This window comes from Winogradskyella wandonensis, assembly GCF_004346845.1.
Classification (GTDB): domain Bacteria; phylum Bacteroidota; class Bacteroidia; order Flavobacteriales; family Flavobacteriaceae; genus Winogradskyella; species Winogradskyella wandonensis.
This window is the reverse complement of sequence record NZ_SMGI01000002.1, coordinates 372,069-395,682: the sequence shown is the minus strand read 5'-3', so window position 1 is coordinate 395,682 and position 23,614 is coordinate 372,069. Positions and strand designations below refer to the sequence as shown.

The 23,614-nt window shown below is 35.3% G+C and carries 21 protein-coding genes; 14 read left to right on the top strand and 7 right to left on the bottom strand.

From position 1 onward, the window contains the following. From DFQ05_RS06605 to tsaB, 9 genes are all read left to right on the top strand, one after another. Nucleotides 1-543, top strand: coding sequence for a DUF420 domain-containing protein (locus DFQ05_RS06605; RefSeq protein WP_132704609.1), 543 nt, complete (start codon nt 1-3; stop codon nt 541-543). Nucleotides 544-667: 124 nt separating this feature from the next. After that, nucleotides 668-892 (top strand): hypothetical protein, encoded by a 225-nt coding sequence (locus tag DFQ05_RS06600; protein ID WP_132704608.1) that lies wholly within the window; start codon nt 668-670, stop codon nt 890-892. Nucleotides 893-1,028: 136 nt separating this feature from the next. After that, on the top strand, nt 1,029-1,730 hold the full coding sequence (locus tag DFQ05_RS06595; RefSeq protein WP_132704607.1) for an ABC transporter ATP-binding protein: 702 nt from the start codon (nt 1,029-1,031) through the stop codon (nt 1,728-1,730). Further along, nucleotides 1,723-2,967, top strand: a complete 1,245-nt coding sequence (locus tag DFQ05_RS06590) for an ABC transporter permease (protein ID WP_132704606.1) — start codon at nt 1,723-1,725, stop codon at nt 2,965-2,967. Before DFQ05_RS06595 ends, DFQ05_RS06590 begins: the two co-directional genes overlap by 8 nt. A 1-nt stretch (nt 2,968) precedes the next feature. Then, on the top strand, nt 2,969-4,228 hold the full coding sequence (locus DFQ05_RS06585; RefSeq protein WP_132704605.1) for an ABC transporter permease: 1,260 nt from the start codon (nt 2,969-2,971) through the stop codon (nt 4,226-4,228). A gap of 21 nt (nt 4,229-4,249) precedes the next feature. Further along, nucleotides 4,250-5,419, top strand: a complete 1,170-nt coding sequence (locus tag DFQ05_RS06580; protein WP_132704604.1) for an efflux RND transporter periplasmic adaptor subunit — start codon at nt 4,250-4,252, stop codon at nt 5,417-5,419. Nucleotides 5,420-5,468: 49 nt separating this feature from the next. Continuing rightward, complete coding sequence (locus DFQ05_RS06575; RefSeq protein ID WP_132704603.1) at nt 5,469-6,788, top strand: TolC family protein; 1,320 nt, start codon at nt 5,469-5,471, stop codon at nt 6,786-6,788. 2 nt (nt 6,789-6,790) lie between these two features. Then, on the top strand, nt 6,791-8,092 hold the full coding sequence (locus DFQ05_RS06570) for an efflux RND transporter periplasmic adaptor subunit (protein ID WP_132704602.1): 1,302 nt from the start codon (nt 6,791-6,793) through the stop codon (nt 8,090-8,092). A 1-nt stretch (nt 8,093) separates the two neighbouring features. Next, nucleotides 8,094-8,768: a tRNA (adenosine(37)-N6)-threonylcarbamoyltransferase complex dimerization subunit type 1 TsaB gene (gene tsaB, locus DFQ05_RS06565; protein WP_132704601.1), complete on the top strand. Its 675-nt coding sequence runs from the start codon at nt 8,094-8,096 to the stop codon at nt 8,766-8,768. Here tsaB and DFQ05_RS06560 read toward each other — a convergent pair. From DFQ05_RS06560 to DFQ05_RS06545, 4 genes are all read right to left on the bottom strand, one after another. Next, on the bottom strand, nt 8,765-9,577 hold the full coding sequence (locus tag DFQ05_RS06560) for a mechanosensitive ion channel family protein (protein WP_132704600.1): 813 nt from the start codon (nt 9,575-9,577) through the stop codon (nt 8,765-8,767). The genes tsaB and DFQ05_RS06560 overlap by 4 nt on opposite strands. A 73-nt stretch (nt 9,578-9,650) precedes the next feature. Continuing rightward, nucleotides 9,651-10,313 (bottom strand): hypothetical protein, encoded by a 663-nt coding sequence (locus DFQ05_RS06555; RefSeq protein ID WP_132704599.1) that lies wholly within the window; start codon nt 10,311-10,313, stop codon nt 9,651-9,653. 52 nt (nt 10,314-10,365) lie between these two features. Continuing rightward, nucleotides 10,366-10,566 carry a dodecin family protein gene (locus DFQ05_RS06550; protein ID WP_132704598.1) on the bottom strand — a complete coding sequence of 67 codons (201 nt, stop codon included), beginning with the start codon at nt 10,564-10,566 and terminating at the stop codon, nt 10,366-10,368. 51 nt (nt 10,567-10,617) lie between these two features. Beyond that, entirely contained in the window at nt 10,618-11,520 is a 903-nt protein-coding gene (locus DFQ05_RS06545; RefSeq protein WP_132704597.1) for a NifU family protein, read from the bottom strand. Between the two features lie 169 nt (nt 11,521-11,689). Between DFQ05_RS06545 and DFQ05_RS06540 the strand changes: the two genes are divergently transcribed. The 5 genes from DFQ05_RS06540 to DFQ05_RS06520 all read left to right on the top strand — a co-directional run bounded on the left by DFQ05_RS06540 (nt 11,690) and on the right by DFQ05_RS06520 (nt 21,007). After that, complete coding sequence (locus DFQ05_RS06540) at nt 11,690-16,294, top strand: choice-of-anchor L domain-containing protein (RefSeq protein WP_241974226.1); 4,605 nt, start codon at nt 11,690-11,692, stop codon at nt 16,292-16,294. Between the two features lie 4 nt (nt 16,295-16,298). Further along, nucleotides 16,299-17,309, top strand: a complete 1,011-nt coding sequence (locus DFQ05_RS06535) for a PorP/SprF family type IX secretion system membrane protein (protein WP_132704596.1) — start codon at nt 16,299-16,301, stop codon at nt 17,307-17,309. 201 nt (nt 17,310-17,510) lie between these two features. After that, nucleotides 17,511-19,676, top strand: coding sequence for a histidine kinase (locus tag DFQ05_RS06530; protein ID WP_241974225.1), 2,166 nt, complete (start codon nt 17,511-17,513; stop codon nt 19,674-19,676). A gap of 4 nt (nt 19,677-19,680) precedes the next feature. Next, nucleotides 19,681-20,415: a LytR/AlgR family response regulator transcription factor gene (locus DFQ05_RS06525; protein ID WP_132704594.1), complete on the top strand. Its 735-nt coding sequence runs from the start codon at nt 19,681-19,683 to the stop codon at nt 20,413-20,415. 76 nt (nt 20,416-20,491) lie between these two features. Then, nucleotides 20,492-21,007 carry a gamma carbonic anhydrase family protein gene (locus DFQ05_RS06520; RefSeq protein ID WP_132704593.1) on the top strand — a complete coding sequence of 172 codons (516 nt, stop codon included), beginning with the start codon at nt 20,492-20,494 and terminating at the stop codon, nt 21,005-21,007. A 9-nt stretch (nt 21,008-21,016) separates the two neighbouring features. Here DFQ05_RS06520 and murI read toward each other — a convergent pair whose 3' ends face one another. From murI to DFQ05_RS06505, 3 genes are all read right to left on the bottom strand, one after another. Continuing rightward, nucleotides 21,017-21,796: a glutamate racemase gene (gene murI, locus DFQ05_RS06515; RefSeq protein ID WP_132704592.1), complete on the bottom strand. Its 780-nt coding sequence runs from the start codon at nt 21,794-21,796 to the stop codon at nt 21,017-21,019. 65 nt (nt 21,797-21,861) lie between these two features. Further along, a complete protein-coding gene (locus tag DFQ05_RS06510; protein WP_132704591.1) occupies nt 21,862-22,374 on the bottom strand; it encodes an OmpH/Skp family outer membrane protein in 513 nt (170 codons plus the stop codon). A gap of 37 nt (nt 22,375-22,411) precedes the next feature. After that, nucleotides 22,412-23,509, bottom strand: a complete 1,098-nt coding sequence (locus tag DFQ05_RS06505; protein ID WP_132704590.1) for an OmpH/Skp family outer membrane protein — start codon at nt 23,507-23,509, stop codon at nt 22,412-22,414. Nucleotides 23,510-23,614: the final 105 nt, after the last annotated feature.

Sequence of the window (23,614 nt, the reverse complement as noted above, 5' to 3'; positions counted from 1 at the left end):
ATGAGCAACATTAATATTGAAAAAGAAAAGAAATACAATAAATGGATAGTGGCACTATCTATTAGTATTCCGTTAGCTGTAGCTGCGTTATTTGGTGTAAATTTAAAACGTCTTGGTTTCGATGTAGAACCACTGACATTCTTACCTCCTATATACGCAAGTGTCAATGCATTGACAGCTGTTGTTTTGGTTGTAGCGGTAGTGGCTATTAAAAAGGGTAATCGTAAGCTCCATGAAAGCCTAATGAAGTTTGCAATTGCATTATCTGTTTCGTTTTTAGTGATGTATGTAGCCTATCACATGACTAGCGATAGTACAAAATTCGGGGGAGAAGGTGTGATTAAGTATGTATATTTCTTCATCTTAATAACGCATATTTTACTGTCTATAGTAATTATTCCTTTTGTGTTGATTACTTACGTTAGGGCAATTACAAATAATATAGAAAGACATAAAAAAATAGCAAAAATTACATTTCCATTATGGCTGTATGTTGCCATAACAGGTGTTGTGGTGTATTTAATGATTTCACCTTATTATTAATGAAACTCTAGATGTAAAAGTGCAAATCACGCATTACATCTAGTAAGTTGAATTAATGCCGCTGCATATCGGTACCTTTAAAATTATACAACTGTCTGTTCGAGCGCAGTCGAGACTATTAGTTATGAAAAACAAAATTGTACTTCTCTTATTTTCTCTTATTTTCTTTATCAAAGGAAACGCTCAATGTGCCATGTGCCGTGCTGTACTAGAGAGTGAAGAAGGTCAATCTGCTGCCCAAGGCATCAATGATGGGATTGTTTATTTAATGGCAATTCCGTATATCTTAGTTGGTGGTATAGGCTACATTGTGTACAGAAAATTTTTTAGAACTAAACCTCAGGCTTAGATTTTACACAAAGCTGTAACACTATTGGTATTTAGACGTCTTATAAATATCAATCGAAATGTTAATTCTTAACAAATACTTAGCACTTACCCGTAGGGCTTTTGCTTAATATTGCAAGGAATTAACAGTCTTTACTATGATTCAAATCAAAGATTTGCATAAATCCTACCATATGGGTAGTAATTCGCTTCATGTCTTGAAGGGAATAAATTTCAATGTAAAAGAAGGTGAGTTAGTCTCCATCATGGGCTCTTCGGGTTCAGGGAAATCGACACTACTTAATATTTTGGGGATGTTAGATGAAGCTGATAGAGGCAGTTACGTTCTCGATGGTGTCCCAATAAAAAATCTTAACGAAAAAATTGCGGCAAAATACCGTAACGAATTTTTAGGATTCATTTTTCAGTCCTTTAATCTTATAAATTACAAAACAGCTGTTGATAATGTGGCTTTACCCATGTTTTATAAAGGGATTAACCGTAAAGAACGTGTAGAAAAAGCACGCCACTATCTAGAAAAAGTAGGATTAGCAGATTGGTCGCATCATTTACCGAGCGAATTATCAGGCGGACAGAAACAGCGCGTTGCTATAGCAAGAGCTCTAGCAAGTGAACCTAAAGTATTGTTAGCCGATGAACCAACGGGTGCACTAGATACAAAAACCTCATATGAGGTAATGGATTTAATTCAAGGCATAAATGACGAAGGTAAAACCATTCTAGTTGTTACACACGAAGAGGACATTGCCCACATGACCAAGCGAATTGTAAACCTCAAGGATGGTGTTATAATAGACGATAGTCCAGTAGAACAAGTAAGAGCAAAACAGCATGTTTAACGTAGAGCGATGGCAAGAAATATTCGAAACACTTAGGAAGAATAAACTTCGTACATTTTTAACGGGTTTATCAGTGGCTTCTGGTATTTTTATTCTAGTAATATTGCTAGGCTTTAGTTCTGGCATAGAAAATGGTGTGACTTCAGAATTTCAGCAAGATGCAACAAATGAAATTTTCGTACGAACACGAATCACGACAAAAGGTTACAAGGGTTTAAATCCAGGACGTCGAATTCAACTTAAAGACGAGGATTTTGCGATGGTATCCAATAATTATGATGAATTTTTAGAGTACCGAACAGCGAATTACAGCATTTGGGGCGGTCAAGTGGCCTATAAGAACGAGACTGGAAATTATCGTGTTCAAGGTGTTTTACCAGACAATCAATTTATCGAGAATGCCGATATTGGTAAGGGAAGATTCATCAATTTTTCTGACGTAAACGAGAATAGAAAAGTTGCAGTCATCGGAAATAAAGTGAGCCAAGACTTATTTAAAACCGAAAATCCAATTGACAAATACATATCAATATTTGGCATCCCTTATAAAGTTGTAGGCGTTTATTTTGATCCAGGTGGCGAGCGCGAAGAAAGTCAAGTATTTCTGCCATTAACGTCTGCTCGGGTAGCATTTAATGGAGGAGATAATATCAGAAACATGTCGTTTACAGTAAAGATGTCTGAAAATTTTGATGAAGCCGTAGCTGTTTCAAAAAATATTACAGAAGCCATTGAAAAAGATTTAAAAGAAAAGCTCATCATTGCACCAGACGATACAGCTGCCATACGAGTCAACAATACACTGGAAGAAGCTCAAAAAATATATTCATTGATTGACACTATTAAAGCGGTGTTTTGGTTTATCGGAATTGGGACTATTATAGCAGGTGTAGTTGGTGTAGGTAATATTATGATAATTATTGTAAAAGAGCGCACAAAAGAAATAGGTATTCGTAAAGCCCTTGGTGCTATACCAGCATCCATAATCGGAATGATTTTACAAGAAGCAATTTTTGTAACTATGTTCTCTGGTTTATTTGGGCTAATCGCTGGTTTGGCCGTACTAGAAATTGCAGGCCCATATGTAGATAGTCCTTTTATAAAATTTCCACAAGTAGATTTCGGCACAGCAATTACCACTGTATTTATTTTAGTAATAGCTGGTGCTTTTGCAGGATTTTTGCCTGCATACAGAGCTGCAAAAATTAAACCAATAGTAGCACTAAGAGACGAGTAATATGTTTAATAAAGACCGTTGGGACGAAATATTAGAAGCACTTAATGCCAATAAGGTAAGAACAGCACTTACAGCATTTGGGGTATTTTGGGGAATTACCATTTTAGTATTGTTATTAGCCTTAACTAATGGTTTAAGAAATGGCGTAACATCTGATTTTGGAAATTTTGCCACGAACTCTATGTTTATGTGGAGCCAAAGAACTTCAATTTCTTACAAAGGTATTCCCAAAGGTAAGCGCTTACAGTATAAAATATCTGATGTAGAGGCTATCCGTGCAGAAATCCCAGAATTAAAATACATCTCACCACGAAATTCTCTTGGTGGTTACCAAGGCGCAAACAATGTTATAAGAGGAACAAAAACTGGGGCTTTTCAAATCTACGGAGATTATCCAGAGTTTATTAAACAAAAGCCTATGGATATTCTAGAAGGACGTTTTTTAAGCTATTCTGATATTAACGCTAAGCGAAAAATATGTGTTATCGGACCAGATGTTGTTAAAGGGCTTTACGATAAAGACGAAGAGGTTATTGGAAGCTATATAAAGATTAATGGTGTTAATTTTAAAGTAGTTGGCACATTTAAAATCACCAATTCTCAGGGCGACTCGGAAGAAGAAGCAAATACCGTATTTATTCCCTTTACGACATTTAACCAAGCATTCAACTATGGAGATCGCGTAAGCTGGATGGCAATTACTGCAAAAGATGGTTTCAGTATAACATCAATTAAAGAGCGTGTTTTCGATATCATCAAATCACGTAAAAACGTTCATCCAGATGACGATAGAGCAATTGGTCATTTTGATCGTGCCGAAGCCTTTGGTCGTATTAATGGATTATTCAATATACTCGCAATCGTCGGTTATTTCGTAGGTATTTTAATACTTGCTTCTGGAGTAATTGGTATAAATAATATTATGCTAATCGTAGTAAAAGAAAGGACCAAGGAAATTGGAGTGAGACGTGCTTTAGGCGCGACACCGTGGATGATTAAGGGTCAAATTCTTCAAGAAAGTTTAATATTGACTATCCTTTCTGGAATGTTGGGTGTTGCCTTTGCGGCCTTTGTTATATGGGGAATGAACTCTGTTTTAGACAGTGTAGGTCCAGTAGAAAATTTTGCAAACCCAAGCGTTAGTATGACAGTTGTTATTGTAGCACTAACCATTTTAGTTTTAGCCGGTGTTTTGGCTGGATTAATACCTGCAAATAGAGCAACTAAAATGAAACCAGTTGACGCATTAAGAATAGAATAAAATTACTAGTAAATATTTATTATGAAAAGAACCACCACTGTTATTGTATTAATTGTAATTGTCCTTGTTTTTGCAGGGTCGCTTTACTACTTATGGGATAAAAATCAAGAAGACCCAGTAACCTATACAACACAGAACGCATCAACCCAAACTATCGTTGTTAATACCGTAGCAACAGGAAGTATAGTTCCAGAGGAAGAAATTTTAATTAAACCAAATATCTCCGGTGTTATCGAAGAGGTGTATGTTGAAGCTGGTGAATTTGTAAAACAAGGCGACTTAATTGCAAAGATTAGAGTTATTCCTAATGTATCGTCTTTAACTAGCGCAAAAAACAATATAGCTTCTAATAGAACAGCTTTACAAACTGCTGAAATTAATTTTAATACTCAGAAATCGATTTTCGATAGACAAAAGCAATTATTTGATAAAGGTGTTATTTCTGCAAACGACTTTGACCAAGTTAATAATACATATTTACAGGCTAAACAGCGTGTAGAGCAAGCTAGAATTGATTTGCAACAGTCACGTCAAAATTACGACATCATTAAAACAGGAACAACATCAGGATTAGGAAATATAGCACAAACACAAGTTAGGGCTACAGTTTCAGGAATGGTTTTAGACGTGCCTGTAAAAGAAGGTAATCAAGTTATTGAAGCTAATAACTTTAATGAAGGAACCTCTATTGCGTCTTTGGCAGACATATCAAAAATGATTTTTGAAGGTAAAGTCGATGAAAGTGAAGTTGGCAAAATTAAAGAAGGCTTACCTTTAGAAATTACAGTTGGTGCTATTGAGAATAAAAAATTCGATGCTGTTTTAGATTATATAGCGCCAAAAGGTGTTGCCGAAAATGGGGCTATTCAATTCGAGATTGAAGGTTCTCTTAAAAAATTAGATTCAACAGACACATTCATCAGGGCAGGCTTAAGTGCTAACGCTTCGATTATTTTAGAAAAAGCAGAGAATGTTTTAGCTATTAAAGAAGCACTGGTTCAGTACGACCCAAAGACAAAAAAGCCATTTGTAGAGGTTGAGGTTGGAGACCAAGAATTTGAGCGAAAAGATGTCGAGTTAGGTATTAGCAACGGTATTTTTGTCGAAGTAAAAAGCGGTATAACAAAAGAAGATAATATTAAAGTGTGGAACCAATTACAAGGACCTCCAAAATATGCAGGTAGAAATTAATTCTTTTTTCTGTAACACTTTAACATTTACAAAGACATATAACATAATTATGAAAAAATCAATCATCATTATAGCGGTAATATTTTTAGGAATTACTGCAAACGCACAAAAGAAATGGACACTTAAAGAGTGTGTAGAATACGCTTTAGAAAACAACATTTCAATTAAACAAAGCGAGTTAGACTTAAAAGCTACAGATATCGAAGCGTTAACGGCCCTAGGTAATTTTCTACCATCATTTAGTGGCTCTGCAAGTGTTAGTGAAAGTATAGGTCTAGGATTTAACCCAGCAACAAATCAGCCTGAAACCGTAAAGTTTTTATCTGCAACAGGAAACCTAAATGTTGGTTATACAGTTTTCGACGGTCTAAGAAACATAAGACAAGCACAACGTGCGGAGATATCAAAATTAGCTAATCAATATCGATTGTCTCGAATGAAAGATGATATTTCATTATTGGTTGCAAATAGTTATTTAACGGTATTACTAAACAAAGCCAATCTTGAAGTTCTTAAATCTCAAAATGACGTTACAAAGCAACAAATAAGACAAACAGAACAATTAGTCGAAGTCGGTACACTGCCACAAGGTGATTTATTAGAAATAAAAGCAACAGATGCTAGTGAACAACAGTCTATTGTTAATGCAGAAAACCAAATAAAATTATCCTTAATAAGCCTAGCACAAGTATTATTAATCAAAGATTACGAGAATTTTGATATCGAAGACGAAGGTTACGGAATTGTTGATTCTGTATCAGACAAGCCTGTAGAAGAAATTATTCAAAACGCAAAGGAAAACCGTTCAGAAATCAGAATAGCAGAGCAAAATGTAGAATTAGCTAAAAAGGATGTTCAAATTTCTCAGGGTGCTTTATTACCAACAATTTCGGCATTTTTAGGATATAATACTCGATTTACTAACGCAGACCCAAGAGATTTTATCGACCAGTTATACATTAACGACGGTATTCGCTATGGCTTTAGTCTTAATGTTCCTATATTTAATGGATGGAATGCAAAAGCAAACGTAAAGCGAAATAAGATTAATTTAGAGCGTAGCAAATTTCAGTTAGAACAAGCAGAGTTAGATTTAGAGTCTAATGTTTATCAAGCTTATGTGGATGCAAAAGGAACATTAAAGGCTTACGAAGCCGCAGAGTCTGCTTTAGAGTCTCAAGAATTAGCATACGAATATGCAAAAGCTAGATATGATGAAGGCCTAACAAACGCTTTCGATTTTAGCCAAGCTAAATTAAGATACGATAATTCAAAAATCAATCTCAACAGAGCTAAGTACGATTATATTTTTAGACTTAAGGTCTTAGAATTATTTTTCGGAATACCAGCTACTGAATTAAAATTTTAAAAATGAGTAAACCAGTCAAAATAATTTTAGCAGTTGTTGTTGCTTTGCTTCTACTTTTAGTTGTAGGAAAGTCAACAGGACTATTCGGTAAAAAAGGAAACTTTAAGCAGGTAACAACCCAAAAGGTAGAGCTTAAAGAAATAATTGAAACGGTTTCTGCAACTGGAAAAATTCAGCCAGAAGTCGAAGTAAAAATTTCCAGTGAGGTTTCGGGAGAAATTTTAGAATTACCTTTTAAGGAAGGTGAGCAAGTAAAAAAGGGAGACCTTTTGGTACGAGTTAATCCAGACCTAATACAATCTGCGTTAAACAGTTCTCAGGCGCAATACCAAAACGTTAGAGCAAATTTAGAACAAGCCGAAGCCAACCTAAAACAAGCTAAAGCAGATTATAATCGTAGCAAAGCGCTTTTCGATAAAGGCGTAATCTCCAAAGCAGATTGGGATAGAGCAGTAGCTACATACGAGACCGCTCAGGCGGCAAGAAGTTCTGCCTACTACAGTTTACAGAGTGCTGGTGCAAATGTTAATCAGGCAAGGGATAATTTAAGCCGTACAACAATTTACGCGCCTATGAGTGGTACGATTTCTTTGCTGAATGTTGAATTAGGAGAACGTGTTGTTGGGACACAACAAATGGCAGGAACAGAAATTCTGCGAGTTGCCAATTTAAACAATATGGAGGTTGAGGTCGATGTTAACGAAAATGATATCGTAAAGGTAAATATTGGAGATACAACTATTGTTGAAGTTGATGCCTATTTAAAGAAAGAATTTAAAGGTATCGTTACAGAAATTGCTAACTCTGCAGCGGGTACTTTAGCAGCAGACCAGGTTACTAATTTTAAAGTAAAAGTTAGAATTTTAGAAGAGTCTTATTCTGAATTAACCGAAGGAAAGCCAGAGTCGTATTCGCCATTTAGACCTGGAATGACCGCAACAGTAGATGTAATTACAGATAAAAGAGAACGAGCGGTTGCGGTGCCAATTAGCGCAATTGTAATTAAGACAGATACAAGCTCAGCTAAAAAAACATACGGAAAAACAATAGAAAAGAAATCTTCAACCTCCGAGGAAGAAAAGTTCGAATGTGTTTTTGTAGACGATAATGGTGTGGCTAAGTTGAGAGTTGTTAAAACAGGAATTCAAGACGATACTAATATTGAAATTGTCTCTGGTTTGGAAGAAGGTGACAAAATTATTACAGGACCGTATAATATGGTTTCTAAAACGCTAAAACCGGGAGATAAGGTAGAAGATAAAGATAAATCCGAAACACCCAAAGAAGAGACCAGCGAAGACTAATATGGCTCTAATTCTAAATATAGAAACGAGTACAACTAATTGTTCCGTCTCCTTATCTAAAGATGAGGAGATTTTAGTTTTAAAAGAGGACAACAATTCAGGCTATTCACACGCCGAAAAACTACATCTATTCATTAAGGATGTCATTGATGCATCTGGAGAATCAAAGCATAATCTTGATGCTATAGCAATAAGTAAAGGACCTGGGTCTTACACAGGTTTGCGTATTGGTGTTTCTACAGCGAAAGGGCTTTGCTTTTCTTTAGATAAGCCATTAATTTCTGTATCTACCTTAGAAGCCTTGGCGCTTCAGGCAAATGTAAACGACGGTCTTATAGTTCCTATGTTAGATGCAAGACGACTAGAAGTGTATTCTGCAATTTACGATTCTAACCACAAACAAATTAGAGATATCCAAGCTCAAGTCTTGGATAGTTATAGTTTTTCTTCAGAATTAGAAAGCCAAAAGATTCATTTTATTGGCAACGGAGTAACCAAGACTAAAGAAATTATTAAAAACGCTAATGCCATATTTATTGAAGACAAGTTACCCTCAGCTTCAACAATGGGAGTTATAGCACATAATAAATACAAAAAAAGCGACTTTGAGGATGTCGCTTATTTTGAACCGTATTATTTAAAAGATTTTGTAGCTATAAAATCTAAAAAAAATTAGCCTTGTTTTTGTATTTCAACTTGATGAGGATATGGTATTTCTATACCAGCTTTATCTAGTGCTAGTTTTGTGTTTTCTGTAATATCAAAATAGACACGCCAGTAATCTTCGGCTTTACACCATGGGCGCACGGCAAAATTAACGGAGCTATCTGCTAATTCTAATACATCAACCGTAGGCGCAATGTCTGTCAAAACTAATGGATGAGATTTTACAACAGACATAAAGAGTTCTTTAGCTTGCTTAATATCGGCATCGTAACTTATGCCAAACACCAAATCTACACGTCGCGTACCTTCTGCTGTATAGTTAACTATGGCGCCGTTAGAAAGATTCCCATTTGGTAAAATAATTTCTTTGTTAGATAAGCCAGTTAGCCTGGTGGTAAATATTTCTATGGCTTTTACAACACCTACCTGACCTTGAGCTTCAATTAAATCTCCAATTTTAAAAGGTTTAAAAACCATAATTAAAACGCCACCTGCGAAATTGCCCAAGGAGCCTTGCAACGCAAGTCCGATTGCTAAGCCTATCGAAGCTAAAATAGCAGCAAAAGAGGTTGTGGCAATACCTACAGTTGTTAAAACCACGACAATCAGGACCACTTTTAAAGCCCATTTAACTAGGTTACCGAGAAATTTCTGAAGGCTTTCGTCGTAATTACTTTTTTGTAGTGCTTTTTTAACACCCTTAAGTATTAGTTTAATTACAAAACCTCCAATAATCCATATTAAAATTGCGCCTATTAATTTAGGACCAAATGATAGTATGAGGTCATAACCTTTGTTAATCCAATCTTGTGTATTCATTCCGTGCTTAAGTTTTGTGAATAAAAAAAGATGGTTAAAAATAACCATCTTTTTTAATATATATGTAATAACTTTACAGCGTTGCTAAAAATCCGGCGAGTTTTGCTATGTCTTTATCCTCATTTAAAGATATTTTATTTTCTTTAATAAAGCTTTTAATTGCTTTTGAATTTTTAGGGAATGAGTTTATGATATCTTTTTTTCTAACAGAAAAGTAAGAGACTTTATTACTTAATTTTATGTAGTATTTGTCATCTAAGCGTTTATATTTTGCTGGTTTTTCTTTGTCGTAAGAGGTTTTAGCTGGGACTAAATCCTGAAAAATAATCTCCTCTTTTTTGTATAGAGAATAATCATTAGTTTCTGTTACAACTACTAAAAAGCCTCTTTTTTCATCACTGTTTTTGTCAGTGTAATCAACGGTTTTATAAACCTTATTGCTTCCCAAAAAAGTAACTGTATAATCATCATTAACATCTAATGCTATAGTTTTTTCACTCGTTTCTATATGCATTTCTTGATGATAAGCGTTGTATCGTGCGTTAAAAACTTTATCCTTAAACTTATTAAGTCTTACAGGTGAAAACTCATCTTGGATAAATGGAGAACCCTGAGCTATAATTTCTTTTGCTGGGTCTCTCGCCATAGCATCTTGAAAGTTCCATACTCTTTGCTGATTAAATTGGGCAAATCCTAATTGAGATGTAAGCACAAATAATAATAAGATTTTTTTCATTTAGTATTATTTTAATATTATCTATTTAGTACCAAAAATAGTGCCAATACTCCTATTTTACCTCAAAAGTCAATTTTACATTAACACGAAACTCCACAACCTCACCATCATTAACAATAGCACTTTGGTCTTGTACATAAACAGAACGAATATTCTTTACACTTTTTGAAGCTTCTTTAACCGCTTTTTTAGTTGCGTCTTCCCAACTTTTATCTGAGTTAGATAATACTTCAATAACTTTTAATACTGCCATGATTTTATAATTTTAAATGATTAATAGTTTATAAAGTTACGAAATTTCATGCTAACCATTTACAGCATTAACAGTTATGTTTTGGTCATTAAGCATTTCTTTTAGCATATTTTCTATGCCATTTTTTAGTGTAAATGTAGATGATGGACAGCCGCTACATGCGCCTTGTAGTAGCACTTCAACTTTTTTAGAAGTGTCATCGTAAGAAATAAACTCTATGTTCCCACCATCACTTGCTACAGCTGGTTTTACGTATTCCTCTAATATATTTACAATGTTTTTCGAAGTATCATCTAGTTTTTCAAAAGTACTTTCTGTTTTCTCTTCTTGTACTTCTTTCTGTTGCGAAATAGGCTTAGCTAATATCGATTTCCCGTCCTCGACATAAGATTTAATAAACTCTCTTAAAGGCGTTGTAATCTCTTCCCATTCGGCAACATCGTATTTTGTTATGGAAATGTAATTTTTATCCATAAAAACACTCTTGACAAAAGGAAACTGAAATAAAGCAGTAGCCATTGGAGCGTCTTTAGCTTCGTCAATAGATGAGAACTCACAAATCTGACCGACTAATGCTTTATTGCAAACAAACTTTAATACACTTGGATTTGGTGTACTTTCGGCATATACTGTGACTGCATTTTTGGGTTTAGACGTTTCTTCTTTAACAATAGGAGCATCAGAGTTTAGGTAATTTTTAATTTGCTCTGCAACTTCGTCTTGTACATCTGCCCATTCCACAATATTGTAACGTTCTATCGCTACAAAATTCGAAGCGATATATACTTTTTTTACAAACGGTAGGTAAAATAATTGTTGGGCTAAAGGCGAATTTGAGGCTTCATCAATATTGTTAAACTCATAGCTATTGTGTTGTGTTAGAAAACGGTCAGCTTCAAATTTAACAATAGTATCGTTAGAGGTTGGCTGTATCTTTATTGTTGTAGGAGTCATTCTTTTTTTTGCAAAAATATGAAATCATTAAATCTTACGTTAGTTGTTTAACTAAAGTTTATTTCATGTTTCACTTCAACGGACAAAAGGTATTCGTTCCCGATTTTAACTAAGCAAGTCGTATAAAATCCTTAAATTTCGTCCCCGTTGAAAACTTACGGCTAAAAAGATGAAGAAAAATTACTCGAGTCGGTTTGTAAAAACCTTGGTTTTTATAGGTTTTGTGTGTCTGTCTCTAGCTACTTTTGCACAAGATTTAATTATGCAGAACGGTACTTTTAACCGTTGTGCTCCAGACCGTTTCTTCGATTCTGGTGGAGAGTTTGGAAGCTATAGCTCTAACGAAAATTTCACAATTACCATCTGTCCCACTACACCTGGAGAAGTCGTTATTTTAGACTTTACTAGATTTAGTACACAAGCAGGTTCTGATATCCTAACTATTTACGACGGAGATAGTACGGCATCACCTGTAATTAATAATTATTCGGGCACTGTAAGTCCAGGAAGAGTGTCATCTACACATCCATCCGGATGTTTAACGGTTAGTTTTTCTTCTAACGGTTTTGGTAATACGATAGGTTGGGAAGCTACTATAGAATGTGCTGCGCCTTGTCAAACAATTACTGCAACGATAGATAGTACTACGCCAGCTATTAATACAGTAACCAACCAAATAGAGATTTTACCTAGTCAAACAGTAACTTTTAATGCTAGTGCTACTTTTTCTGATACTGGAGCTAATGCTACGTATTTATGGGATTTTGGTACAGGAGGTACAGCAAATACCTTAAATACGTCGCATCAGTTTAATACCTCTGGCACCTACAATGTAACGCTAACGGTATCAGATGATAATCCTTTAGGCTGTTCTGAAACAGTTACTATAACCGTCAATGTTGCACCTCCATTTGTGACGATAAATAATGCTGCATTTCCCGAATCTTATTTTTTACCAAATGAGCTTATAGAAAATGTATTGGTCACTGGTGGCTGTTCTGCAGTTAGTAATTTCCAGTCTCAGGTATTTGGTGGCCCGGCAGATTTAATGTCTAAAAGTTATGGATATTTTACAAGAGGAGGTACAAACTTTCCTTTTGAAGAAGGTATTGTTATCACATCTGGAACTGCTTTTTTAGGAGGTAATGAAACTCATAATCCAACAATTAGTGGAGTAAATGGAGGATTAGGAGGTGATACAGATCTAGAAACTAGTTTAAATATAATTAATACCCAAAATGCTACCTTCATTCAATTTGATTTTACACCAACAACGGATGAAATTAATTTTCGATATTTGATGGCATCAGAAGAATATAATATGAATGATGAGTGTACTTTTGCTGATGGTTTTGCTTTTTTGATTAGACAAGCAGGAAGTGCAGATCCTTTTAGAAATTTAGCTGTGTTGCCAGATGGAACTCCAGTAAATGTAACTAACATTAATGAGGCTCCTGCATGTACTTCAAATCCTGATTTTTTTGAAGGTTATAATATTGGAGATACTAATTATGGTGGTAGAACAGAAGTGCTTACTGCTGTAGCAGATAACTTAACTCCAAATACTACATATGAAATTAAACTTGTAGTTGCTGATCAAGGTGATGATTTGTTTGATACTGCTATTTTCATAGAAGCAGGAAGTTTTAATCTAGGTGGTGATTTAGGTGAGGATATCACTTTAGCAAACGGTACAGCAGCTTGTGGTGTTTTAGAAGACATAACGCTAGATACCCAAGCACCTAATGCTATACATACCTGGTATTTTAATGGCGCGCCTATTGCAGGTGCAGGAACAGGGTCTACATTAACAGTTTCAGAAGCTGGTACTTATAGTGTCGACGTAGAGTTTGCACCAGGTTGTTCTACCTTTGATGAGATTATAGTAGAGTTTAGAAATAGCCCAGAAATTGTTAATCCGCCAATAAATCTGGCGGGTTGTAGTCCAACAGGTATGGCTATTTTTAATTTAGAGGAGAATATGCCAATAGTCTTTGGAGCTCAAGACCCAGCGGAATTCGAGGTATCTTACCATAATAGTCAAGCAGATGCGGATACAGGCGATAATCCTATAACAACTATTAATGCTTACAATGGGTCTGATGGCGAAGTAATTTTTGTAAGAATAGACGATAGAGTTACGGAGCAATGCGTAGTTACCGCTAGCTTTGTACTAGACGTATTTACAGCGGTTACCGCAGAAGATGTGACTTACCCTCTTTGCGATGATGATACAGATGGGGACGATACAAATGGCATTGTAGAGTTTAATTTACCATTAATAGATTTACAAGTTCTAGGTACACAAAATCCTTTACAATTTACTGTAAGTTATCATATCAGCTCTACAGATGCCGAGTTTGGTTTAAATCCGTTGCCTAATTTATACACCAATACAACGGCAAATTCTCAAGATATCTATGCTAGAGTGCAAAACAATAGTAACATCGACTGCTTTGCGACTTCAGAAGTTACATTGCAAGTTGACCCGCTACCTGTAATAACCGCAAGTGTAGACATAAGACAATGTGATGATAATACTGCAGATGGTTTATCATTTTTTAATCTTACCGAAGCTAATGACATTATTTCTACGAATTTTGCTAACGAGACATTTACATATTATACATCGGTAACTGATGCAGAAAACGAAACCAACCCGATAACTAATGAGTTGGCATACCCAAATACAGATGCTTCCGCGGCACCAGATATCATATATGCTCGTGTAGAAGATAATACTACAAGTTGTTTTAGAGTAGCACAATTAAATTTATTCGTGGATACAAGCACAACACCACCTGGATTTGTAATTCCGCCTTTTGAGGAGTGCGATGACACTCGTGTGGATGATAATATAACGGATGGCATAACTACGTTCGATTTTAGTTCTGCAACAGCTTTAATACAGGCATTGTTTCCAGTAGGTCAGAATGTTGATGTGACGTATTATGAGTCAGTGACCGATGCATTAGGAGAATTAAACGCTATACCAGACCCTTCAAACCATATTAACTCCGCATTTCCATTTACACAAACCATTTTTTACAGGGTAGAGAATCAAGCAAATGAAGAATGTCAGTTTATTGGGGACTTTGAGTTACGTACTATTAATCCAACGCCGAGAACAGATACAGAATCTGAAGATTTAGTACTCTGCGACGATATAACTATTGGCGACCTATCGGAAACATTCGATTTAACACAAAACGAGGCGTTTATTTTCGACGGTCAACCAAATCTTTCAGCAAGATATTTTACAGATTACAATAGCGCTTTAAATGCTATTGTCGCAAACGAGATAACAAATCCAGCAGCCTACATTAATACAAGTCCTACGCAAACCATTTATGTAAGAGTAGAAAATACGCTGACCACATGTTTTGCTATTGTAGATTTCGATATTACTGTAAATCCATTACCAGAAGTTATTGCAGTTTCGCGCATAGAGGAGTGCGAAAACGGTACGGATGGATTTTTTGACTTCGATTTAGATTCTAAAAGAGCTGAAATATTAAATGGTCAAGACGCATCACAGTTTAGTGTTACCTTTCACTTAACTCAAATAGATGCCGACAACTTAGCAAATCCACAACCAGATACATTTACAAACACGGTAAATCCCCAAGAAATTTTCTTTGCAATCACCAATACTAGTACAGGCTGTTCTAATAGTACAGGCTCATTTTTTATTGAAGTTTTCGAAGGAGCGCAAGCAAATTCGGACGGAGAGCCTCTGGATTTTGAATTGTGTGATGATAACATAGAAAATGATGGCGTTGCACAATTTGATTTACGTTTATTATATGATGAAATTTTAGATGGTCAAAACCCTGATGATTATACGATTACGTATCACTTGAGTGATACGGGAGCTATAAATAATCAAGAGTTAATACCAGATGTTTACGAAAACTTCTCTAATCCGCAGACCATTTGGGTAAGAGTAAGTAATAATATTTCACCAGATATTTGTTTTGATGTGCAACCTATACCGTTACGTGTTAATCCAATCCCAGAGTTTAATTTGGACGATTTATACATTTTATGTTTATTACCAACAAACGGTTCTGAAGTTGTACCAGTTCCTCCAGTTTTAGACACTGGTTTATCCGCTACAGATTATAGTTTTGAGTGGAGTCTTGACGGTGCTGTTTTACCTACTGAAACAGGTTCAACCCTCATCCCAGCTCAGGGCGGAACATATAGTGTATTAGTCACGGATATAACAACTTCGGCCTTAACACGTTGTACTTATATGGACGAAACTGTTGTACTAGAAAGTGAAGTGCCAGTAGTAGAAGCTCAAGTTACCTCGCAAGCTTTTGCTGGCAATCATATTATTGAAGCTACAACCGTTAATATTGGAGATTTTGAATTTAGCTTAGATAATGGGCCATGGCAAGATACAGGACTATTCGAAAATGTAACGCCTGGAACTCATACTGTTTACGCCAGAGATATTAATGGATGCGGTGTAGGTTCTGATACAGTATTAGTTATCGATTACCCATTATTCTTTACACCTAATGGTGATGGAAACAACGATACTTGGAATATCGTAGGAATAGACACACAACCTAGTGCAAAAATTTATATATTTGACCGTTTCGGAAAACTGTTGAAACAATTAAGTCCAACAAGTCCGGGATGGGATGGGACCTTCCAAGGAAACTTAATGCCAACTGACGATTATTGGTTTTCAGTAGAGTATGTAGAGCCTACAACTGGTCAACGATTAGAACAAAGAGCCCATTTTACACTGAAACGATAAACTTATGAGATTACAAAAAACCTTTTTAGTTGCCTTAGTTGGGATGTTTTCTTTTTTTGGATTATCCCAAGAAGGAATGCCTGTTTATTCAGATTACCTAACAGACAACTATTATCTAATACATCCGTCAATGGCTGGTGTGGCTAATTGTGCAAAAGTAAGATTAACAGCAAGGCAACAATGGTTTGGTGTTGATGATGCGCCTAGCTTACAAACATTAAGTGCTCATAGCAGAATTGGCGATGGACCTTCTGCAATTGGTGCTATCGTTTACAATGACGAAAATGGTTTTCATTCTAACACTGGAGCATACATTACTTATGCGCATCATTTATTATTATCACGTAATGAGGTTGACTTAAATATGATATCTTTTGGTTTAAGCGCCGGATTTATTCAATATAAACTAGATGAAACAAGCTTTTTAGCTCCAGGAGATTTCGATCAGCTTATCGCAGGTATAGAGCAAAGTGCTACCAACTTTAATATCGACGTGGGTATGTCTTATCATTTCCTTGATTTTTATGCTCATGTAACAGCAAAAAATATTCTTAATAATGATGGAATTAACTTTAACGAGCAAGGATTTCAGTTCAATAATTTAAGGACGTATTTAGCATCGGTAGGGAACGTTTTTCAGAAATACGGCAGTGATTGGAGTTTCGAACCATCTTTAATGTATATGTATAGAGATGCTACGCAAGAATCTTCGATAGACGTAAATATAAAAGCATACCGCGAGGTAGATTTCGGAAAAGTTTGGGGCGGCTTATCTTACAGACGCAGTTTAGATGGCGCGCAGTTTTTAGAGGGAAACACCGTTAGTAGTCAGAAACTACAATACTTTACGCCTTTTATTGGTGTAGATTATAACCAATTTACATTTGCTTATACCTATTCGTATCAGGCAAATACGATAAACTTTAATACTGGTGGATTCCATCAAATTACACTAGGCTATAACTTTAATTGCCGACGCGAGAAATACGAGTGTAATTGTCCGGCAATTAATTAAAATAACATCCTCAACTTACGTTGGGGATTTTTTTTGAAATAATAATAAGGATGTGTGAAGCATTAGTTTCAATGTGTGAAATAGCTTTTTGAATTCGTAAACACATCTATTTCTATTTATTTTAGCGCGTCTCGATAGCTCACTTATTTTTTAAATACAATTAAAGGCTATAACTTTATTAAAAATTAGGAATTAACTTCGGTGAAGAGATTAATTAAAATACTCGTAGTTGGTATGCTTGTAATACAAGCGCCCAATTATAGTTATGCTCAAGATAATTCGTCTAGTGAAGACGCTTACTTTACAGTACGCGGTTCTGTTAGAGAGAAATCGTCTTATGAGCCCATTGCAAATGCTTCAGTTCAAATTAATGGAGGTACCTATTTAACTACAGGTTACGACGGAACCTTTAAAATCAGAGTTAAAATAGGAGATCAGTTAATGATTAGTCACCAAGATTTTCAAACTGTATTTCATACTATTGAGAGTGATGACCGCATCTTAATACAAGTAGAAGAAGAAAATTCTAAACTTACTTCAAAAGAAAAACGCCGATTAGAAATTCAGGCTTTTAACCAGCTTATCGATTCCGCTGATACCTATCTTACAAAAGACGCAGAACGCAGTAACCAATTTATTGTAGATGCTTTAAATAAAAGTCTCTCTCAATCCCAAAATGCAGAGGCTTATCAAACCCTGGGCGATTTATATATGTTTTGGAAACAGTATGATTTGGCTGTTGCTAATTATAAGATTTCGCTGCAGAATGTCGATAATTCTGAAACACGATTAAAATTGGCCAAGGCGCACAATGCTAATAATAATCCGAGTGAAGCTATTAAAACGTACAATGCCATTAATTTTAGTAATTTATCTAACTATCAGCAGACGGTCTATTACGAAGGTTTAGGTGATGCGCAACTTAAAAATAAACAGACTACAACTGCAATCTCCAATTACAAAAAGGGACTTAAAGTGGCTTCAGACTATTTAATTCAGCCAAAAATCACAGACTTAAATTCTAAAATCGCACAAGCTTATAATGTAGAGGGAAATCCAGAGGAGGCTAAAAAATTCTTTAATAATTCTATGCGTATGGCTAAAAAAGTAAGTCCAAAACGTGCCATAGAAGAGCAAGCCACTGTTGCAGAATTTAATAGTGATAACAAGGCTTACGATGATGAAATTGAAATAAGAAAAGAAGTCGTAGAGGCTGTTAAGGGCATCGAAAAAGATTCTATTATATCTAACGATAGTCCAATTACACCGCAAAAACAAAACTATAAAATTGGCAACGCCTTAATACTTCAAAAAAATTATAACGAAGCGATTTCGTTTTTAGACGAGAGTATTTCCGAAGCAGATAAAAGAGAAGATTTAGAGGTGAAAAATGATGCGTTGAGGCGAAAGGCGGATGCGTTGGAAAATTTAGGAAAGTACGATGAGGCAAAAAAAACGTTTCAAGAGTTTATGGCTTCTGTAGATCAATTGTATTTAAAGAAACAGCAAGAAATAGCAAGGTCTGCAAGACTAGCGCGTTCTATCGCAGAGAGCCAAAATAGAATTTTAAGCTTAGAAAATGATAGAGCTTTAAGTAAAAGTCGTTACGAGCTTACCGAAGCACAAAATAAAACACAACAAATTATTATTTATGCCTTAATCGGCGGATTAGTATTACTCTTAATTGCTGCTTATTTTACATACAAGTATATTAAGCAACAGCGTTTGGCTAATAATTTACTAGCATTAAAATCGCTAAGAAGCCAGATGAATCCGCACTTTATATTTAATGCGCTAAATTCTGTAAATAGTTTTATTGCTTCAAGTGACGAGCGAACGGCCAATAAATATTTGTCCGATTTTTCATTTCTTATGCGAGCTGTTTTAGAAAATAGCGAAGAAGATTTTATTCCGCTTAAAAAGGAGATAGAGCTTTTACAGTTATATACCAAATTAGAGCATTTTAGGTTTAAAGAGAAGTTCGACTATACAATAGAGGTAGACGAAAACATAGATGTAGAGGATTACGAAATTCCGCCGATGTTGCTTCAGCCATATATAGAAAATGCCGTTTGGCATGGACTGCGATACAAAACGGAAAAGGGGCATTTAAAAATTGAGATTTCTCCAAAATCTGATAATGAGATTACAATTTCAATTGTAGATGATGGCGTTGGTAGACAGCGATCTCAGGCAATGAAGACTGAAAATCAGAAGAAACACAGGTCCAAAGGACTAAGCAATATAAAAAAGCGTATTCAGATTCTTAACGATATGTATAAGGATAAAATTGATGTTGTTATCGATGATTATCAAAATGCTGAAGACGCCGGAACACGAGTAGAAGTTACCCTAAAAAAAGATTAGTCTTATGAAGCTAAACGCCATTATCGTAGAAGACGAAAAAACAAGTAGAGACATTTTAAAAAACTATTTGTCTAAATATTGTCCAAATATTAATGTATTAGGAGAAGCAGAGAATGTAAACGAAGCACTAATCTTAATCCGAAATAATCAATTAGATGTGGTGTTTTTAGATGTAGAAATGCCCTACGGTAATGCGTTTGATTTACTAGATAAGGTTGGTGACATCGATTTTCAAACCATATTTGTCACTGCTTATAACCATTACGCTATGGATGCGTTAAATGCCCATGCGTCTTATTACCTTATGAAGCCAATTTCTATTGACGAATTAATAAAAGCGGTAGATTATGTAACAGAAATCCGAGCTAAAGAAGACGCATTACAAAATCAAGTTCTGGTACCAAAGACCAATAGCGTAGAAGGAAAAATTACAATACCACAACAAAATGGCTTCGAGGTTTTAGAGACGATTAACATTCTCTATTGTAAGGCAGACGATAATTATACCGAAATCTTTACCAAAGACAATAAAAAGAAGTTAGTAAGTAAGACTTTAAAGTATATAGAAGAAGCCTTGAAGCAAGCAAATTTTGCGCGTGTTCATAAGAGTTACTTAGTTAATGTCGATGAAATTGTAGAATACCACAAAGGAAAAGGCGGAAGCATTGTATTAAGTAACGGAAAAGAGATTATGGTATCGGCTTCAAAAAAATCAGAATTGCTATCCTATTTTAAATAGTAAGAATTATTATGTCACACTGAGCGTTGCCAGACCTGTCGATAAGGAGGACTAAGTGCTCATAAACAAAAATTTTATGCCAATAATACAACCTGTAAACGGTAAACATCCAGAAATTCCTGAAGATTGTTTTGTTGCTGAAAATGCAACAATAGTAGGCGAGGTTTCTATGGGAAAAGAGTGTAGCGTATGGTTTAACGCTGTCATTAGAGGAGATGTTCATTTTATTAAAATGGGAGATAGGGTTAATGTGCAAGACGGAGCTGTTATCCATGCAACTTATAAAAAATCGCCAACCACTATTGGTAATAATGTATCAATAGGACATAATGCCATTGTTCATGGTTGTACGATTAAAGATAATGTACTTATAGGAATGGGAAGTATTGTTATGGACGACTGCGTTGTTGAAAGCAATAGTATAATCGCCGCTGGTGCTGTAGTAACAAAGAATACAGTTGTTGAGTCAGGAAGCGTATATGCTGGCGTGCCCGCTAAAAAAGTTAAAGATATTAGTGAAGATTTAGTGTCTGGAGAGATTAACAGAATTGCTAACAATTACGTTAAATATTCAAGCTGGTTTAAGCCGTAGAATCTAACATCAAAAATTTAAATAACTTACAGGAAATTGATTGTTTAAGATTTTCTTCAAAATTGAAATATCTCCATTTGAATAAAACTCTATTTTCGGAGTTGACGCCTCGTTATTAAGAATTTGTTTTGTTCTTAATACCGTTTCGGTTTGTTTTGCTACGGCTAAACCCGAGTCAATAATAGTAACATGACTTGGTAAGATTTTTTTTAATTCTGGTATAAGGTAAGGATAGTGCGTGCAGCCCAAAACGAGGTAATCTATTTCCGCTTTAATCATTGGTAATGTAAACTTTTTCAGTAAATCCCTAATGTCTTGAGAATGCAATTGTCCAGCTTCAATTAGTGGTACAAGACCTTCGCCTACTTGCTCAATTACCTTTACATCCTTAGCGTATAAATCAGAAGTTTTATGAAATAACGCGCTGCTCAATGTGCCTTTTGTAGCTAGAATACCAATAGATTTAGAACGACTGTTTAATGAAGCAGGTTTAATGGCAGGCTCTATACCAATAAAAGGAATATTATAATTTTGTCGTAGATAAGCAATGGCATTTGTTGTTGCTGTATTACAGGCCACGACTATAAGTTTACAACCTCTATCTATTAAAAGCTCTGTATTTTTAACAGAAAGTTGTAATATGTCTTCTCTAGATTTATTCCCATACGGTGCATTAGCACTATCTGCTAAATAGATTATGTTTTCTAAAGGTAGAAGGGCATGAATCTCCTTAAAAATGGATGTGCCGCCTATACCAGAATCGAAAATACCAATGGGATGATTACTCATAGTACTACAAAAATAAAAAGCCGCTTTAAATAAGCGGCTTTTAAATTATAATTCTTTAATAAAGATTAGTATCCTAATTCTTTCTTTACTTCTGCAGTAATGTCTTTACCGTTAGCCACAACTAAAGAGGCTCTATCTAATACATATTCGTATCCTAAAGTATTTGCTACTTTATTAATGGCATCCATTACTTTCTTTTGCACAGGTGCCATTTTTTCGAACTGCGCTTTTTCGATATTGTATTGTGATGTTTGCTGAAATTCTGCAATGCTATTACGCATTTTCTCAACTTCTTTTACACGCTCGTCATTCTTCTGGTCCGTTTGTGTAGGTGCCTCTTTTTGGTATCTTGCAGCAGTATCTTCTAAAGTTTTAACCATATCGTTAAACTGCTTCTCGTCAGTAGCCCTCATGCTTTCACCAAGCTTCTTTGCTTGCTCCTGTGCTGCTAAATACTCTGGAAATGTCTTAAGAATCTCCTGTGTGTTAACATGTGCAACCTTGGCCTGAGCGTTTACCATGCTTATACCACCAACAAAAAGGGTCATTGCTAATAGTAGTGTTTTTAATCTTCTCATTTTAATTTATTGTTTACGTGTTTTTACTTATTGTATGTTAATTATCTTCTTTTTCTTTCGCTTTTGCTTTACGAATAGAATCGTTTTTTCTTAATTGTTTTAATCGTTCTTCTCTGGCTTTTTTGCGTTGTTCTAAGATTTTTTTCTTTCGTTCTTCTAAAGCTTTCTTACGCGCTTCTCTTTCTTCTAAAGCCTTTTTTCTTTTTGCTTCTAGAGCATCTTTAGGTGATTTTGCTTTAGTCGAGTCTGATTTCACTGCGGCTTTACCTTTCTCAGTACTATTTGCAGTTTTTTTAGAGGCAGATGTATCTGCGCTCTTCTCAGCTTCCGCCTTTTCTGGATTCTCTCTTTTGTTACGTGCCTCGGCTATTTTTGCTCGTCGTGCTTCGGCTTCCTTTCTTTTTGCTTCTCTAGCTTCTTTCTGCTTTTGTCTTCGTTCTTCTAGTGCTTTTTCTCTGTCCAAACGTTTCTGTTCTAGTTCTGCTTCGCGCTGAGCTTTGCGCTCTTCTAGAGCTTTAGCGCGTTCGTCTTTAGTTTTACTTACTTCTGGCACAGCTTCTTCTTCCTCTAAAGCTTTACGCTCTTTTTTTGTTTTGGCCTGCTCTCTTGCCGATGCTCTTGTTATTATCCGTAAAACTTGTTCACTAATATCAAAACGTTCTGCTGAATATAGCATTAAAAAATCAGCGTTTTTATCAAAAACAAAATCGTATTTTTTGTTTTCTGCTATTTCTTTTACCGCTGCCCAAATTTGGTCTTGTACAGGCTGCATTAATTGTGTACGTTGAATTACCATATCACCACCCGGACCAAAACGCTTTTGCTGATAGTCTAAGACCTCTGCTTCTTCAAAAGATAAGTCTTCTAATCGCTCTTCGTATAGCTCTTTGGTTAAAAGCACTTTCTCGTTCTCCAAAGCCTTTTTTTTGGTCTCGATATCTGCTAATTTCTTTTCAATTTCAGACTTCCACTTGGTAAGCTTTTGCTCTAATTGCGCATTTGCTTCTTGATAATCTGGAACATTTTCAAGTATATATTCTGTATCTATATAGCCAATTCTTGCACCTCGCACCGTTTGAGCATTAAGGCTCATAAAACCAACGATAGCCAATATGTAAAGAACTCTAAATTTCATGGGTCTGTATTTTAATTTATCTAATTCCGTTATTTTATGCACTTTCATTACTATTGAAAGAGAGCAATACTTCAAATAAACGAAATATATTCTTAAAAATTTTAA

Coding starts and splice junctions, on each gene's coding strand:
- DFQ05_RS06580 (WP_132704604.1), top strand. CDS start 4,250: ATGAAAAGAACCACCACTGTTATTGTATTAATTGTAATTGTCCTTGTT.
- DFQ05_RS06575 (WP_132704603.1), top strand. CDS start 5,469: ATGAAAAAATCAATCATCATTATAGCGGTAATATTTTTAGGAATTACT.
- DFQ05_RS06560 (WP_132704600.1), bottom strand. CDS start 9,577: ATGAATACACAAGATTGGATTAACAAAGGTTATGACCTCATACTATCA.
- DFQ05_RS06585 (WP_132704605.1), top strand. CDS start 2,969: ATGTTTAATAAAGACCGTTGGGACGAAATATTAGAAGCACTTAATGCC.
- DFQ05_RS06540 (WP_241974226.1), top strand. CDS start 11,690: ATGAAGAAAAATTACTCGAGTCGGTTTGTAAAAACCTTGGTTTTTATA.
- DFQ05_RS06510 (WP_132704591.1), bottom strand. CDS start 22,374: ATGAGAAGATTAAAAACACTACTATTAGCAATGACCCTTTTTGTTGGT.
- DFQ05_RS06545 (WP_132704597.1), bottom strand. CDS start 11,520: ATGACTCCTACAACAATAAAGATACAGCCAACCTCTAACGATACTATT.
- DFQ05_RS06590 (WP_132704606.1), top strand. CDS start 1,723: ATGTTTAACGTAGAGCGATGGCAAGAAATATTCGAAACACTTAGGAAG.
- DFQ05_RS06525 (WP_132704594.1), top strand. CDS start 19,681: ATGAAGCTAAACGCCATTATCGTAGAAGACGAAAAAACAAGTAGAGAC.
- DFQ05_RS06550 (WP_132704598.1), bottom strand. CDS start 10,566: ATGGCAGTATTAAAAGTTATTGAAGTATTATCTAACTCAGATAAAAGT.
- DFQ05_RS06600 (WP_132704608.1), top strand. CDS start 668: ATGAAAAACAAAATTGTACTTCTCTTATTTTCTCTTATTTTCTTTATC.
- tsaB (WP_132704601.1), top strand. CDS start 8,094: ATGGCTCTAATTCTAAATATAGAAACGAGTACAACTAATTGTTCCGTC.
- DFQ05_RS06570 (WP_132704602.1), top strand. CDS start 6,791: ATGAGTAAACCAGTCAAAATAATTTTAGCAGTTGTTGTTGCTTTGCTT.
- DFQ05_RS06605 (WP_132704609.1), top strand. CDS start 1: ATGAGCAACATTAATATTGAAAAAGAAAAGAAATACAATAAATGGATA.
- DFQ05_RS06535 (WP_132704596.1), top strand. CDS start 16,299: ATGAGATTACAAAAAACCTTTTTAGTTGCCTTAGTTGGGATGTTTTCT.
- DFQ05_RS06520 (WP_132704593.1), top strand. CDS start 20,492: ATGCCAATAATACAACCTGTAAACGGTAAACATCCAGAAATTCCTGAA.
- murI (WP_132704592.1), bottom strand. CDS start 21,796: ATGAGTAATCATCCCATTGGTATTTTCGATTCTGGTATAGGCGGCACA.
- DFQ05_RS06595 (WP_132704607.1), top strand. CDS start 1,029: ATGATTCAAATCAAAGATTTGCATAAATCCTACCATATGGGTAGTAAT.
- DFQ05_RS06555 (WP_132704599.1), bottom strand. CDS start 10,313: ATGAAAAAAATCTTATTATTATTTGTGCTTACATCTCAATTAGGATTT.
- DFQ05_RS06505 (WP_132704590.1), bottom strand. CDS start 23,509: ATGAAATTTAGAGTTCTTTACATATTGGCTATCGTTGGTTTTATGAGC.